This window comes from Roseateles saccharophilus (assembly GCF_004342485.1).
GTDB classification, from domain to species: Bacteria; Pseudomonadota; Gammaproteobacteria; order Burkholderiales; family Burkholderiaceae_C; genus Pelomonas; species Pelomonas saccharophila.
This window is the reverse complement of the sequence record NZ_SMBU01000032.1, coordinates 16,262-29,615: the sequence shown is the minus strand read 5'-3', so window position 1 is coordinate 29,615 and position 13,354 is coordinate 16,262. Positions and strand designations below refer to the sequence as shown.

13 protein-coding genes are annotated in these 13,354 nt (G+C 71.2%); 4 read left to right on the top strand and 9 right to left on the bottom strand.

Features of this window, described 5'->3' with window-relative positions:
- Positions 1–8: 8 nt before the first annotated feature.
- From EV671_RS20670 to EV671_RS20630, 9 genes are all read right to left on the bottom strand, one after another.
- Complete coding sequence (locus tag EV671_RS20670) at positions 9–1,976, bottom strand: TonB-dependent receptor plug domain-containing protein (protein ID WP_165917660.1); 1,968 nt, start codon at positions 1,974–1,976, stop codon at positions 9–11.
- A gap of 156 nt (positions 1,977–2,132) precedes the next feature.
- A complete protein-coding gene (locus EV671_RS20665) occupies positions 2,133–3,296 on the bottom strand; it encodes an MFS transporter (protein ID WP_132575299.1) in 1,164 nt (387 codons plus the stop codon).
- Entirely contained in the window at positions 3,293–4,660 is a 1,368-nt protein-coding gene (locus EV671_RS20660; protein WP_132575297.1) for a DNA recombination protein RmuC, read from the bottom strand. The genes EV671_RS20665 and EV671_RS20660 overlap by 4 nt, the downstream gene beginning before the upstream one ends.
- Positions 4,661–4,690: 30 nt before the next feature.
- On the bottom strand, positions 4,691–5,509 hold the full coding sequence (locus EV671_RS20655) for a hypothetical protein (protein WP_132575295.1): 819 nt from the start codon (positions 5,507–5,509) through the stop codon (positions 4,691–4,693).
- The gene (locus EV671_RS20650) at positions 5,506–6,492 is read right to left on the bottom strand and encodes a 2-hydroxyacid dehydrogenase (protein ID WP_243655828.1); all 987 of its coding nucleotides are present in this window, start codon (positions 6,490–6,492) and stop codon (positions 5,506–5,508) included. Before EV671_RS20650 ends, EV671_RS20655 begins: the two co-directional genes overlap by 4 nt.
- Positions 6,483–7,823, bottom strand: a complete 1,341-nt coding sequence (locus EV671_RS20645) for a sodium:proton antiporter (protein WP_132575291.1) — start codon at positions 7,821–7,823, stop codon at positions 6,483–6,485. Before EV671_RS20645 ends, EV671_RS20650 begins: the two co-directional genes overlap by 10 nt.
- Positions 7,823–8,536: a nitroreductase gene (locus EV671_RS20640; protein ID WP_243655827.1), complete on the bottom strand. Its 714-nt coding sequence runs from the start codon at positions 8,534–8,536 to the stop codon at positions 7,823–7,825. The genes EV671_RS20645 and EV671_RS20640 overlap by 1 nt, the downstream gene beginning before the upstream one ends.
- Positions 8,533–8,973: an acyl-CoA thioesterase gene (locus EV671_RS20635; RefSeq protein ID WP_132575289.1), complete on the bottom strand. Its 441-nt coding sequence runs from the start codon at positions 8,971–8,973 to the stop codon at positions 8,533–8,535. The genes EV671_RS20640 and EV671_RS20635 overlap by 4 nt, the downstream gene beginning before the upstream one ends.
- Positions 8,970–9,917, bottom strand: a complete 948-nt coding sequence (locus EV671_RS20630; protein ID WP_132575287.1) for a histone deacetylase family protein — start codon at positions 9,915–9,917, stop codon at positions 8,970–8,972. The genes EV671_RS20635 and EV671_RS20630 overlap by 4 nt, the downstream gene beginning before the upstream one ends.
- A 175-nt stretch (positions 9,918–10,092) precedes the next feature.
- Here EV671_RS20630 and EV671_RS20625 point away from each other — a divergent pair, with 175 nt between their 5' ends.
- The 4 genes from EV671_RS20625 (at position 10,093) to EV671_RS20610 (ending at position 13,354) form a co-directional block, all read left to right on the top strand.
- Positions 10,093–10,647, top strand: coding sequence for a phasin family protein (locus EV671_RS20625; RefSeq protein ID WP_132575285.1), 555 nt, complete (start codon positions 10,093–10,095; stop codon positions 10,645–10,647).
- Between the two features lie 169 nt (positions 10,648–10,816).
- Complete coding sequence (locus EV671_RS20620) at positions 10,817–11,551, top strand: LiaI-LiaF-like domain-containing protein (RefSeq protein WP_132575283.1); 735 nt, start codon at positions 10,817–10,819, stop codon at positions 11,549–11,551.
- 10 nt (positions 11,552–11,561) lie between these two features.
- A complete protein-coding gene (locus tag EV671_RS20615; protein WP_132575281.1) occupies positions 11,562–12,632 on the top strand; it encodes a sensor histidine kinase in 1,071 nt (356 codons plus the stop codon).
- Complete coding sequence (locus EV671_RS20610) at positions 12,629–13,354, top strand: LytR/AlgR family response regulator transcription factor (RefSeq protein WP_338139954.1); 726 nt, start codon at positions 12,629–12,631, stop codon at positions 13,352–13,354. The genes EV671_RS20615 and EV671_RS20610 overlap by 4 nt, the downstream gene beginning before the upstream one ends.

Below are 13,354 nucleotides of genomic sequence, written 5' to 3'. Positions count from 1 at the left end.
GCCGATGCTCAGAGGCTGATGCGCCAGTCCAGACGCCAGGCGCGCGCCAGCTGCGGGATGGCGCTCAACGCCGTATCGGGCGTTGACGGGTCCAGGTTATGGCGGTCCAGCGCGTTGTTCAGGTGCAGCGAGACGCTCTGGCGCGCATCGACCCGGTAGCGCAGATGGGCGTTGACGACGACGGACGTCGGCACCTCCACGCGACCCAGGCGCGGCCCCAGCACATTGCCCTCCACGCCGAGCTGCCAGCCCCGCCATTGCGGCGACACCAGATGGCCCTTCAGCATCCAGGTCGGCGCGTTGCTCAGGCGCTCGCCACTCTGGTTGCGGGCATCCATCCATGAAGCACTGCCGCGCCACAGCCAGCCGCCGCCGGCACGCTGCTCGATGTCCAGGTCCACGCCGCGCAGCCTGACCCGCCCCACATTGCGGTACTGCACGACGGCGTCGGGCGAGTCGCTCAGCGGCACCTGCTCGATCAGCCGGCTCATCTGCGTCCAGTAGGCATTGGCGCTGAGCGCCAGGCCGTTGCGCAGCAGGTGCTCCCACGAGGCCTCGGCCGAATTCAGGCGCTCCGGCTTCAGCGCGGCATTGCCGATCTGGGTGGCGCCGCCATCGTCGTAGAAGCGCTCGTACAGATTGGGCGTGCGGAAGGACTGGGCCCACATCAGCTTGAAGGACTCGCGCTCGTCCGGGCGCAGCGCCAGCACGGCGCGCGGCGACAGAGCCGGCGAGAAGCCGCGCACGCGGTCCAGGCGCAGGCCGGTCGTCAACTGCAGCGTCGGGGCCAGGCGCCACTGGTCCTGCGCATAGAGGGCGGCGGAATCCTGGCTGGAGCGGGTGTTCAGGATGTCGTTGTAGGGCGAGACGTCGTAGTTGCGCTGCACGCCGATGGGCGCGGTGCGCAGCTCCGCGCCCGCCATCAGCTGGTGGTTGAGCACGCCGCGCCACAGCACGCGACCCTCCAGCGTCGTCCACTGCGCATAGGCCTCGTCGCGGTTGATGCGCTCGGGCGGCGGGCCGAACACATAGCGGCCGCGGAACTCGTAGCCCGCCACGTTGAGCCTGACGCTGCTGCGCACATCGTCCTGCCAGCCGGCGTCGTAGGCGAGCTCGGTGAGCACCTCCCTGTCGCTGTAGCGGGTGCCGGCGACGCCCGGCTCCGTGCCATAGGGAGCCGTCGCGGCGTCCTTGTCGCGGCGCACCGCGTTCAGCGACAGGCGCCAGGGGCCGTCGCGGTATTTGACGAGCAGCGCGGCCTGCTGCTCGCCGTCCAGCCGGCGCACCCAGCCATCGGGCGTGCCGAGCTCCGGCAGGTAGAGGTTCTCGCCCGCCGAGTCCTGCAGGTTGAGGCCGACGAAGAGGTCGCGGTCGCCCGCGTCGGCCGCGCCGTAGTGCATCTCGACGCGGCGCAGGCCATGCTCCCCGACGCTGCCCTGGGTGCTCAGGCCGGGCGCGTCGGCCCCGTCGAGCGTGACCACGTTGACGACGCCCAGCAGCGCATTGCTGCCATAGACCGAAGACCCGGGGCCTCGCACCAGTTCCACGCGCTGCACCCATTCCGCGACGACGGGGAACTCCAGCTGGGGCAGGCCCTGGTCGAAGATGGCCTCGTTGACCCGCTGGCCGTCGATGGCCATCAGCACCCGCGAGTTGTAGTCGCCGGGGCGGCTGAAGCCGCGCAGGCCGAGGGCGCTGTAGGTGCGCGAATTGCTGAGGTAGACGCCCGGCAGGCGGGCCAGCTGGTCGCCGACCGTCTGGTGCCCGAGCGCATCGGACTCCTCGCGCTCCAGCACGCTGACCGAGGCCGGCGCGTCCATCAGGCTCTGGGCATAGCGGGAAGGACCTTGGACTTCCCGCTTCAAGAGCGCTTCGAGCGCCTTGTCGTCCGAGGCGTCGGGGCCGGGCGCGGCCTGGGCCGCGAAAGACAGGGCCAGCGTGGCATACCAGGCGGGCGCGAAGGGGCGGCTTGTCACGATGTCAGTCACCGTCCGGCGGCGATGGCCGAGAGAAAAAATCAGGGCGCCAGCTTAGCCGCGGGGTCGGCACAGGTGGGTGTCACAAGTCACGCCAAGCGCCGATTCGTGCCGGCGGTGGCGCCCTGCCGATACGGCCCGAGCGCTCGCGGGCGGCTAAAGCCGGCGCGCGGGCAGCTGCGCAAGCAGCAGCAGCGAGGCCATCAGCCACATCGGCGCGGCCAGGGCCGTGGCCGCCGCGAGCAGGCCGAAGCCGGCCGGCATGGCCACCGTCGCGCCGTTGACGGCGAACATGCGCAGGCCCAGGGCCTGGCCATGGCGCTCGGGCGGCGTCACGTGGTGCAGCATCGCGAGGATCATCGGCTGCACCGAGCCGAGCGCCGTGCCGAGCAGGGCCGAGCCGCACATCAGGCCGGCCGTGCCGGGCAGCCAGGCATAGGCCAGGAAGGTCAGCATCGCGGCGACCATGGCCGTGCGCAGCGCCCTGACCTCGTCGAGGTCGTCGGCGAAGCGCACGATGGCCAGGCGCACACAGGTCGCCGCGACCGCGAAGCTGCCCAGCACCACGCCGATGCTGGACGCCGACAGCCCGCGCGCATGGCCCACCACCGGTACGACGAAGCTGTGCGCATCCCAGCAGGCCGACAGCACGAGGTTGACCAGCATCAGCCGCCGAAAGGCCGGCAGGCGGAACAGGTCCCAGGCAGCGGGCTCGCGGTGGCTCGCGGCCCGTGGTTCGGGCCGGTGGCGCGGCACCTTCTGCGCCAGGCCCCAGGCCAGCAGCGGCAGCAGCGTGGCGAAACCGAAGGAGGCCGTCATGCCGGCGTGGTCGATCAGCAGGCCGGCAATGACGGGCGCCAGCGAGTTGGACAGCGCCGGCCCGAGGGCCATCCAGCTGAAGATGCGCTTGAGCTCGCCGGGCTGGTCGGCCATCAGCCCGGCCTCGCGCTGCATCGCGACCGCCGCCACGGCGATCGCGCCGCCACACAGCAGGCAGCCGATGGCGATGGCCCAGAGCTGCTGCACCGCCAGCGCCAGCAGCGCGCCGGCGAAGGCCAGCGTCACGCCGACGCCGACCGGGCGGTGGAAGCCATGCCGGTCCGCCAGCCGCCCGGCCCACAGTGACAGCACGATGGGCGCGACGGCGAACAGGCTGAGCAGCAGGCCCACCGAGGCCTCGCCATAGCCCTGGTTCAGCACCCAGAGGGCGGCCGTGACCCGCGTCGTGGCCATGCAGGCATGCACGCAGATCAGCGTGGCGATCAGCCAGGGGAAGGCGTGGCGCAGGCTCTGCTTCGGCGACGGGACCGCGTCGCTCACTCGGCGTCCTCGCCGAGGCCGAGCTGCAGCAGCTGCTGGGCGGCATCGTCCGGCAGCGCCTCCACGGTCTTGAGCTTGCGCGTCATCGCGCGCGTGCGCACCTCGGCGGCGTCCAGCGTGTTGCCGGCCTCCTCGAGCTTCTTCCTGGCCTTGGCGAGCACGTCGCCGAACTTGCCGAACTCGGTCTTCACGGCGCCCAGCACCTCCCAGACCTCGGCGCTGCGCTTCTCCAGCGCCAGCGTGCGAAAGCCCATCTGCAGGCTGGTCAGCGTGGCCAGCAGCGTGGTGGGGCCGCAGAGCATGACCTTGTGCTCGCGCTGCAGGCCCTCGACGAGGCCGGGGCGGCGCAGCGCCTCGGCGTACAGGCCTTCCGTCGGCACGAAGAGGATGCCGAAGTCGGTCGTGTGCGGCGGGGCGATGTATTTCTCGCGGATGGTTTTCGCTTCAAGCCGCAGCCGCGTCTCGATGGCCTTCCCCGCGGCCTCGGCGGCGGGCGCGTCGGCGCGCTCCTGGGCGTCGAGCAGGCGCTCGTAGTCCTCGCGCGGGAACTTGGCGTCGATGGGCAGCCACAGCGGCTTGCCGTCGTCGCGCTGGCCCGGCAGCGAGATCGCGAACTCCACGCGCTCGCTGGAGCCCGGCAGCGTCGCCACGTTGGACGCGTACTGCTCGGGCGTGAAGACCTGGTCGAGTAGACCGGCCAGCTGCACCTCGCCGAACACGCCGCGCGTCTTCACATTGGTCAGCACGCGGTTCAGCGAGCCGACGTCGCGCGCCAGGTTCTGCATCTCCCCGAGGCCCTTGTGCACCTGCTCCAGCCGCTCGGCCACCTGCTTGAAGCTCTCGCCCAGGCGCTGCTCCAGCGTCGCGTGCAGCTTCTCGTCGACGGTCGCGCGCATCTGCTCGAGCTTCTTCTCGTTGTCCTGCTGGATGGCGGTCAGGCGCTGCTCCACCGTCAGGCGCAGCTCGGCCAGGCGCTGGTCGTTGTTCTTCGACAGCGCCTGCAGCTGCTCGCGCATCGCGTCGTTCAGGCGCTGCATGGCCTCGGCCTGGGCCTGGGCGCTGCGAAGGGCCGCTGCATCCTGGGCCTCGCGCGCGGCCAGCGCCTGTGCGCTGAGCGACTGATTGCTGCCCTGCAGGCCCTGGGTCAGCACCTGCTGGAACTGAGCCAGGCCCTGCACCAGCTCCTGGCGGGTGCCGCTGGCGCTGCGGCCCAGCTCGTCGCGCAGTTCGCGCTCCAGCCTCTCGTTGCCCTGCAGCAGCTCGGGAGGCACGCCCTGTGGCGCCTTTTGGCGAGCCCAGATGACGACCAGCAGGATCAGGATCAGGGCCAGCAGGCCCAGCAGCAACACATCGAAAAGGCTCATACGGCCATTGTCCCAGCAGCGACCGGCGCGTCAGGGTTGGACCAGGGACAGCACCGCCTTCGGCAACTCGGTCTCGATCAGCGCCTGCAGCGCCTTCACGCGCTGCTCGGCCGTCGTCGCGGCCCAGGGATTGGCCGCCGATGCGCGGCTGACCGGCAGGCGGCTCGCCACCGCGAGCGACTGCTCACGCTTGAGCTTGAGGTCGGCCAGGTCGACGAGGGCCACGCGGATGGACACATAGGGCGCCAGCACCGGCAGGCCCGCCTGGCCATCGAAGCCGATCTGCTCGGCGGGGCGCTGGTCGAGCACGAAGCCGGGGCCTTCCAGGCTGGTCAGGATGCGCGCCGGCAGCGCGCCGGCCAGGGCCGGCTCCTGGCGGCTGCGCGTGACGAGCAGCAGCCGCGCCGCGCCGCTCTGGCGCACGGCCTCGCCGAGCTTGCCGGGCAGGCTGAGCCGGCCGTCGACGAACAGGGCCGCCGGGTCGCCGAACAGGCTGCGCGTGGACGAGGTGTAGAGCTTGGCCTCGCGGCCCTGGGCCGAGGACGCGACGGCGGCGTTCACGGCCTGCAGCACCGCGTTGTCGAGGCCGCCCGCCGGCGCCGCCGTCCACTCGCCGGTCTGCACGGTGTCGCCGCGCGCCGGCGTCAGGCTGATGAGCTGCACGCTGTCGCCGAGCAGGGACAGCGCGGCGAACTTGTTGGCGTCGCGCGGCGCCTTGTCTTCGGCGGGCGCCGACGCAGGCAGCAGTGCAGGCGCGGGCGGCGGCTCGGCCTTGTCCTTGTGCCTGGCGCCCTGGGCGAAGGCGAGCGCGGGCAGCAGGGGGAGCAGGTAGAGCAGGCGGCGTTTCATGCGGAGAGGACTTCCGGGTTCAGCGGGGTCGGCGGCGCCGCGCCGGTCAGCGCGGCGACGAGGTTGTCGGCCGCGAGATGGGCCATGGCCAGGCGCGTGGGCATCGTCGCGCTGGCGATATGGGGCGTCAGCACGACGTTGGGCAGGGTCAGCAGCGCGGGGTTCACGCGCGGCTCGCCTTCGAAGACGTCCAGGCCCGCCGCCGCGATGCGGCGCTCGCGCAGCGCGGCAGCCAGCGCATCCTCGTCGACGATGCCGCCGCGGGCGATGTTGACGAGCGTCGCCGTCGGCTTCATCAGCGCCAGCTCGGCCGCGGCGATGCAATGGTGGGACTCGGCCGAATAGGGCAGCACCAGCACGAGGTGGTCGGCCTGGCGCAGCAGTTCGTCCTTGGCGACACGGCGAGCGTCGAGCTCGGCCTCGATGCCGGCCGGCAGCGGCGAACGGTTGTGATAGATCACCTTCATGCGAAAGCCGAAACGCCCGCGGCGCGCGATGGCCTGGCCGATGCGGCCCATGCCGAGGATGCCCAGCGTCGTGCCATGGACCTCCGAGCCGGCCAGGAAATCCCAGGCCCAGCTCTTCCAGCCGCCGTCGCGCAGCAGGCGCTCGCCCTCGCTCATGCGCCGCGCCGTGGCCATCAGCAGCGCGAAGCCGAAGTCGGCCGTCGTCTCGGTCAGCACGTCGGGCGTGTTGCTGACCAGCACGCGCCGCGCCGTGCAGGCGGCCAGGTCGATGTGGTTGTAGCCCACGGTCATCGTGCAGACGGCGCGCAGCGCCGGGCAGGCGTCCAGCAGTTCGGCCGTGATGCGCTCGGTGCCGGTGATGTAGACGCCGGCCTTGCCCTGCAGCCGCGCGCGCAGCTCCTCGGGGCTCAGCGGCGCGTCGCCCGCGTGGCAGTCGACATCGAAATGGGCCGAGAGCTTCTCGAGCACCGCCGCCGGCGCGCGCCGGGCGACCAGGATCTTCGGTTTCACATCCATAGCCATGCCATCACGAAGAGCAGCGGCAGCAGCACCGCACCGGACCAGAGCAGATAGCCGCCGAAGCTCGGCATCTTCACGCCGCGCTCCTCGGCAATCGCCTTGACCATGAAATTGGGCGCGTTGCCGATGTAGGTCATCGCGCCCATGAAGACAGCGCCGCCGGAGATGGCGGCCAGCACCGCGGCGCCCTCGCCCATCAGCCGCTGCGCATCGCCGCCGGCGAGGTTGAAGAAGGCGAGATAGGTCGGCGCGTTGTCCAGTACCGAGGACAGGCCGCCGGTCAGCCAGAAATAGGCCGCGGTCGAAGGCTGGCCGTCGGTGCCGCCCAGCAGGGCCGCCAGCGGCGCGAACACGCCGGCGGGGCCGGCCTTGAGCATCGCGATGACGGGCACCATGGTCAGGAAGATCGCGGCGAAGAGCTTGGCCACCTCCTCCATCGGCGCCCAGCTGAAGCGGTTCTTCTCGCGCACGCCGGCCGGCGTCAGCCACAGCGAAGCGGCCGTCACCGCGACGAGGCCCAGGTCGCGCAGCAGGGCCTGCAGCGGCAGCGGCGTGCCCCAGAGGTCGAGCACGACGCCGGGCTTCCAGGTACCGCTCATCAGCACCAGGCCGACGGCCGCGGCCAGCGGCAGCAGGTTGATGCCGCCCTCGATGCCCAGAGCCGGCATGTCGGGCGTGGGGTCGACGCGGGTCACGCCCTCGCGGCTGTAGAGCCAGGCATCGATGAGGCAGAACACGGCCAGCAGCGCGACGAGCAGGAACAGGGTCTGGGCCCACAGGTGCTCGGTGGTCCAGAGGAAACCCACGCCCTGCAGGAAGCCGAGGAAGAGCGGCGGGTCGCCCAGCGGCGTCAGGGAGCCGCCGACATTGCTGACGATGAAGATGAAGAAGACGACGACATGCGCGTTGTGGCGGCGGTTGTCGTTCGCGCGGATCAGCGGGCGGATCAGCAGCATGGACGCGCCCGTCGTGCCCATGAAGCTCGCGAGCACGGCGCCCAGCGCCATCAGGCCGGCGTTCAGTGCCGGGCTGCCGTGCAGGTTGCCGCGGATGTAGATGCCGCCCGCCGCGGTGTAGAGGGCGCAGAGCAGGATGGTGAAGGGCAGGTATTCCTCGACCAGCGTGTGCACCAGCACGCCGCCGGTCGCCGCGGCGCCGAAGCTCAGGCCGAAGGGCAGCAGCAGCGCCAGCGCCCAGGCCGCGGCGATCTTGCCGAAATGGTGGTGCCAGACCGCCGGCGCGGCCAGCGGCATCGCGGCGATGGACAGCAGCAGGCCGGCGAAAGGCGTTGCCCAGGCCAGGCCCAGTTCGGCTCCGTGCAGCGCCATCACTGCTCCAGGAAACGCGTGAACTCGGCCACCGGCGCACGCTCGGTGACGAGGCTGTTCTCGATGGCCCGCGGGTCGGCATGGCCCAGCGACATGCCGCAGACCAGCATCTGCTCGGGCCCGAGCTGCAGTTCCTCGGCGATCAGTGCATGGAACTGCGTGAAGGCCGCCTGCGGACAGGTGTGTAGGCCGCGCGCGCGCGCCGCCACCATGACGTTCTGCAGAAACATGCCGTAGTCCAGCCAGGAGCCCTGCTCCATGACGCGGTCGATCGTGAAGAACAGGCCCACCGGCGCGTCGAAGAAGAGGAAGTTGCGGCCGTGCTGGACCTGCATGCGGGCCTTGTCGGCCTTGGCGATGCCGAGCAGGCCGTAGAGGTCCCAGCCCACCTTGCGGCGGCGGTCGATGTAGGGGCTGCGCCACTCGACGGGGTAGTAGGCGTACTCCTCCTGGTTGGCCGCGTTCTGCGCGGGGTCCAGATAGGCCGCGTGCAGGCGCGAGCGCACGCGCTCCAGCGCCGCACCGGTCAGCACATGCACCTGCCAGGGCTGGGTGTTGGTGCCCGAGGGCGCGCGCGACGCGACGGCGAGGATGTCCTCGACGGTCTGGCGCGGCACCGGCGTCGGCAGGAAGGCGCGCAGCGAGTGGCGGCTGGTGATGGCTTCGTCCACGGCGGCGGTCTGCGCAGGCGTGGGCATGTCGAATCGGCTCATGGGGTCAGGGTCTTCAGGGCGTCAAGGTAGGCGGTGGGCAGCTCGGCCACCGGGCGGCGGTTGTCGCGGTCGACGTAGACATGGACGAAGTGGCCGCGCGCCGCGCAGGTCGGCGCTCCTTCGGCGAACAGGCCGATCTCGTAGCGCACGCTGGAGCGCCCCTGGTGGGCGACGCGCACGCCGGCCTCGATGCGCTGCGGGAAGGCCAGCGACTCGAAGAAGTTGCAATGCGTCTCGACGACCAGGCCGATGACCTCGCCGCCATGGATGTCCAGCGCGCCAGCCTCGATCAGCAGGCTGTTCACCGCCGTGTCGAAGAGGCTGTAGTAGACGACGTTGTTCAGATGGCCATAGACGTCGTTGTCCATCCAGCGGGTGGTCAGGGGAACGAAGCGGGGATAGGCGTCGCGGGTGTCGGGCTGGGGGCGGGACGTCATGCGGGGCATTCTTTCATGCGCTGCCAGGCCGCCCAGGAGTCGGCCGCCAGATTCAGCGTGTTGACCTGGGCAGCCACGGTCGTCGCAAGATCGTGGCCATAGCCGCCCGCCATGCTCAGTGCCACCGGGATGCGGCGCTCGCGCAGCGCCGCCAGCACGCGGCGGTCGCGCTCGGCCAGGCCGGCGTGGGTCAGCTTCAACCGCCCCAGGCGGTCGCCCTCGTGCGGGTCGGCGCCCGCCAGATAGAAGGCCAGGCCAGGCGGGCAGAGCACCAGGCGCCGCCAGACCTCGTCCAGCGCGCCGTCCAGCGCGGCCAGGTAGTCGGCATCGCCGCAGCCGTCGGGCAGGCCCACGTCCAGGTCGCTCGCCTCCTTGCGGAAGGGGAAGTTCTTCTCGCCGTGCATCGAGAAGGTGAACACCGTGTCGTCGCCCCGGAAGATGGACGCCGTGCCATTGCCCTGGTGCACGTCCAGGTCGATGACCAGCACGTGCAGCTGGCTGCGCTGGCTTCGACACCATTCGGCCTGCATCAGCCGCGCGGCCACGGCCACGTCGTTGAAGACGCAGAAGCCCGATCCCTTGTCCGCATAGGCATGGTGGGTGCCGCCGGCCAGGCTGGCCGCCACGCCCTCGGCCAGCGCCGCACGCGCGGCGGCGATGGTCGCGCCGACCGAGCGCCGCGAACGCTCGGCCATGGCCGGGCTCCACGGGAAGCCGATCTCGCGCTGGGCCGCCGCGCCCAGATGGCCCTGCAGCACCGCGTCGACATGCTCGGGCGTGTGCGCCAGCAGCAGCTCGGCCTCGGTCGCCGCCGGCGCCAGGCTCAGCCCCAGCCCGCCGGGCTGGCGCAGGAAGTGTTCGCGCAGCAGCCGGTACTTGGACTGCGGAAAACGGTGGCCGGGCGGCAGCGGCAACACATGGTTGTCATAGTGGAAGGCCAGCATGCCCGGACGATAGCCGCGCCCCGCCCGCCAGGCCCGCCGCGTGCAGCAATCCCTAGTTTTGCTGCACCGCACAAAAAGTTCTTGCATTCCGGCGGCGAGGCCCTATCATTCGTTCCATGTTGCAGTGCAGCAAACAAGCACGGCAATCGATTCACCCACTGATCGGAGTCCTACCATGCTGACCGCTGAACAAATCATCGCCGCCCACAAGGCCAACGTCGAAACCCTCTTCGGCCTGACGAACAAGGCCTTCGAAGGCGTCGAAAAGCTCGTCGAGCTGAACCTGCAAGTCGCCCGCACCGCGCTGACCGAAGCCGCCGACACGACCGCCGCCGCGCTGTCCGTGAAGGACGCCCAGGAGCTGCTGTCCCTGCAGGCCGCCCTGCTGCAGCCGACCGCCGAGAAGGCCGCTTCCTACAGCCGCCACATCTACGACATCGCCTCGGCCACCGGTTCCGAAGTCGCCAAGGTTGCCGAAGCCCAGTTCGCCGACGCGCAGAAGAAGTTCACCTCCGTCGTCGACAACGCCGCCAAGAACGCCCCGGCCGGCACCGAGAACGCCGTCGCCCTGGTGAAGTCGGCTGTCGCCGCCGCCAACAACGCCTTCGAGTCGGTCCAGAAGGCCGCCAAGCAAGCCGTCGAAGTGGCCGAGACCAACTTCCAGGCCGCCACGTCCCAAGCCGTCAAGGCCACGCAGACGGCCACCCGCGCCTCCAAGCGCGCCGCCTGATCGCTCGCTGTCATCCCCTGAGAAGCCCGGTGCACCCGCACCGGGCTTTTTCATTGGCGCCGCCCGTTGTCGATTCGTCGACGCCGTGCGTCGATTCGCCGGAACGGCGGCCCCGCGGGCCCGATGCGCGTGTCTACTTGCGGCATTGCCAGCCCAGGAACAGCCACCGATGAGATCCGAACGCATCCGCCGCCGCCACGCCTTGCGCCACCCCGGCCGCCGCATCCTCTTTGGCCTCGGCGTCATCGGCATTGGCGCGCTGGCCCTGCTGGACAACCTGCAGGCCTTCGGGCTGCCACTGCTGCACACCTTCTGGCCGCTGGTCCTGGTGCTGTTCGGGCTGGCCCGCCTGGTCTGGCCGCGCCACGCCGGCAGCTGGCTGTTCGGCACGGCCCTCATCACCGTCGGCGGCCTGCTGACGGCGCAGAACCTCGGCTACACCCATCTGGCCTGGCGCGACTGGTGGCCCGTGCTGGTCATCCTGGCCGGCCTGTCCATCCTGCTGCGCGGCGTCTTCCCGCACCGCCACCGCGACGGCATGGCCTGTGCCTTCGACACCTCGACGCTGGAGCATGGCGACCAGGTCAACATCGATGCCAACTTCAGCGGTATGCGCCAGCAGAACGATTCGCGCAGCTTCAAGGGCGGCCGCATCGACGCGGCTTTCGGCGGCGTCGAGCTGGACCTGCGCCAGGCCGCCATGGAGGCCCCCGAGGCCGTGCTGGAGATCTCGGCCCGCTTCAGCGGCATCGAGCTGCGCGTGCCGCGCGACTGGCAGGTGGTCGTGCACATCGTGCCGACGATGGGCGCCGTCAACGACCAGACCGTGCCGCCGATGACGCCGGCACACCGCCTGGTGCTGCGTGGCGAGGCCCTGTTCGGCAGCGTCGAAATCAAGAACTGAGCCGCGCCGCGTGCACCCGCTGCTGACGCACTGGCGCGGCCTCGCGGCCTATCTGCTGGCCGCGGCCCTGGCCGGCATCGCGGGTGCCGCGCTGCTGGCCGCCGAAGGCCTGGCGCCGCCGGGCTGGGCGCTGGCCTGGACCCTGCCTCTGGCCGCCGTGCTCGCGTTCACCGCGCTGTCGGTCTACTACGTCTGCCGCAGCCAGCCGTTCGGCGCGGGCCGTTGGCAGCGCGCGCTGGCCACGCGTGCGGTGGCCGTGGCGCTGCTGGCGGGCGCGGCGCTGGCCATCGCGGCGGCCTGGAACATGGCCGGCCTGGCCTTCGGGCGCAGCGCCGGCTTCGTCGCCCTGGCCCCGGCCACATGGGCCCTGGGCCTGGTGGCGGCGCTGGGCTTCTTCCTGCTGGCCGTGCTGGCCCATGACCTGCTGATCGCCGTCGAGGCGGCTCAGGCAGCCGCCGCGCGCGAGGCCCGGGCCCGGTTGCTGGCCCGCGACATGGAGCTGCAGCTGCTGCGCCTGCAGATCGACCCGCATTTCCTGTTCAACAGCCTGAACTCCATCAGCGCGCTGACCCACCTGGACCCACCGGCGGCGCGCGCCATGACCATCGACCTGGCCCAGTTCTTCCGCCAGACCCTGGCGCTGGCCGGCCGCGAGCGCATCCGGCTGGAAGACGAGCTGGGCCTGGTGCAGCACTACCTTGCCATCGAAAAGCAGCGCCTGGGCGACAAGCTGCGCTTCGCCTTCGACGCGCCCGCCGACAGCCTCGCCGCGCTGCTGCCGCCGCTGACGCTGCAGCCGCTGGCCGAGAACGCCCTCAAGCACGGCCTGCGCCCGCGCGATGACGGCGGCCTGCTGCAGATCGAGGCCCTGGCACGCGACGGCTGGCTGCACCTGGCCGTGCGCAACCCCATGCCCGCCACGCCAGCGCGTGAGAGCGGCCTCGGCCACGGCCTGCGCAACCTGCGCGAGCGCCTGGACGCGCAATACGGCGGCCGCGCCCGCCTGCAATGGGGCGAGACGCCCGGGGGCTTCGCCGTCGAGATCACCCTGCCGTTCAAGATTGACGAGGTTCAGCCATGACCCTGCGCGCGCTCATCGCCGACGACGAAACCCTGGCCCGCCGCCTGCTCGCCGAGTACCTGCGGCCCCATGCCGACATCGAGCTCGTGGCCGAGGCCGACAACGGCCTGGACGCCGCCCGCGCGATCACCGAGCTCGGGCCCGACCTGGTCTTCCTCGACATCCAGATGCCCAGGCTGACCGGCCTGGAGGTGCTGGAGCTGACCGGCCGGCGCGACGGCGTCGTCTTCACGACCGCCTACGACCAGCACGCGCTGCGTGCCTTCGAGCTGCATGCGGTGGACTACCTGCTCAAGCCCTTCGCGCAGGAGCGCTTCGACGCGGCGCTGGCGCGCGCGCGCCGCCTGCAGGGCCAGCCCCAGCCGGGGCTGGACAGGCTGGTCGCGCCGCGGCCGCTGGCCCGCGTGCTGGTGCCCGACCGCGACGGCGGCAGCCTGCTGGTGCTGGCCGTCGACGCCATCGACCACATCGAGGCCCAGGCCGACTACGTCGCCTTCCACAGCGCCGGCCGCGAGCACCTGAAGGCCCAGCGCATCTCCGAACTCGAGGCTCAGCTCGACCCGGCGCGCTTCGTGCGCGTGCACCGCAGCTTCATCATCAACCTGGCCGCGCTGCAGGGACTGGAGCGCACCGACAGCGACGCCTACCTGGCCCGCATGAAGAACGGCAAGCGCATCCCCGTCAGCCGCAGCGGCTACGACAGGCTGCGCGCCGTGCTCTGA

Coding starts and splice junctions, on each gene's coding strand:
- EV671_RS20660 (WP_132575297.1), bottom strand. CDS start 4,660: ATGAGCCTTTTCGATGTGTTGCTGCTGGGCCTGCTGGCCCTGATCCTG.
- EV671_RS20655 (WP_132575295.1), bottom strand. CDS start 5,509: ATGAAACGCCGCCTGCTCTACCTGCTCCCCCTGCTGCCCGCGCTCGCC.
- EV671_RS20650 (WP_243655828.1), bottom strand. CDS start 6,492: ATGGATGTGAAACCGAAGATCCTGGTCGCCCGGCGCGCGCCGGCGGCG.
- EV671_RS20645 (WP_132575291.1), bottom strand. CDS start 7,823: ATGGCGCTGCACGGAGCCGAACTGGGCCTGGCCTGGGCAACGCCTTTC.
- EV671_RS20640 (WP_243655827.1), bottom strand. CDS start 8,536: ATGAGCCGATTCGACATGCCCACGCCTGCGCAGACCGCCGCCGTGGAC.
- EV671_RS20635 (WP_132575289.1), bottom strand. CDS start 8,973: ATGACGTCCCGCCCCCAGCCCGACACCCGCGACGCCTATCCCCGCTTC.
- EV671_RS20630 (WP_132575287.1), bottom strand. CDS start 9,917: ATGCTGGCCTTCCACTATGACAACCATGTGTTGCCGCTGCCGCCCGGC.
- EV671_RS20625 (WP_132575285.1), top strand. CDS start 10,093: ATGCTGACCGCTGAACAAATCATCGCCGCCCACAAGGCCAACGTCGAA.
- EV671_RS20620 (WP_132575283.1), top strand. CDS start 10,817: ATGAGATCCGAACGCATCCGCCGCCGCCACGCCTTGCGCCACCCCGGC.
- EV671_RS20610 (WP_338139954.1), top strand. CDS start 12,629: ATGACCCTGCGCGCGCTCATCGCCGACGACGAAACCCTGGCCCGCCGC.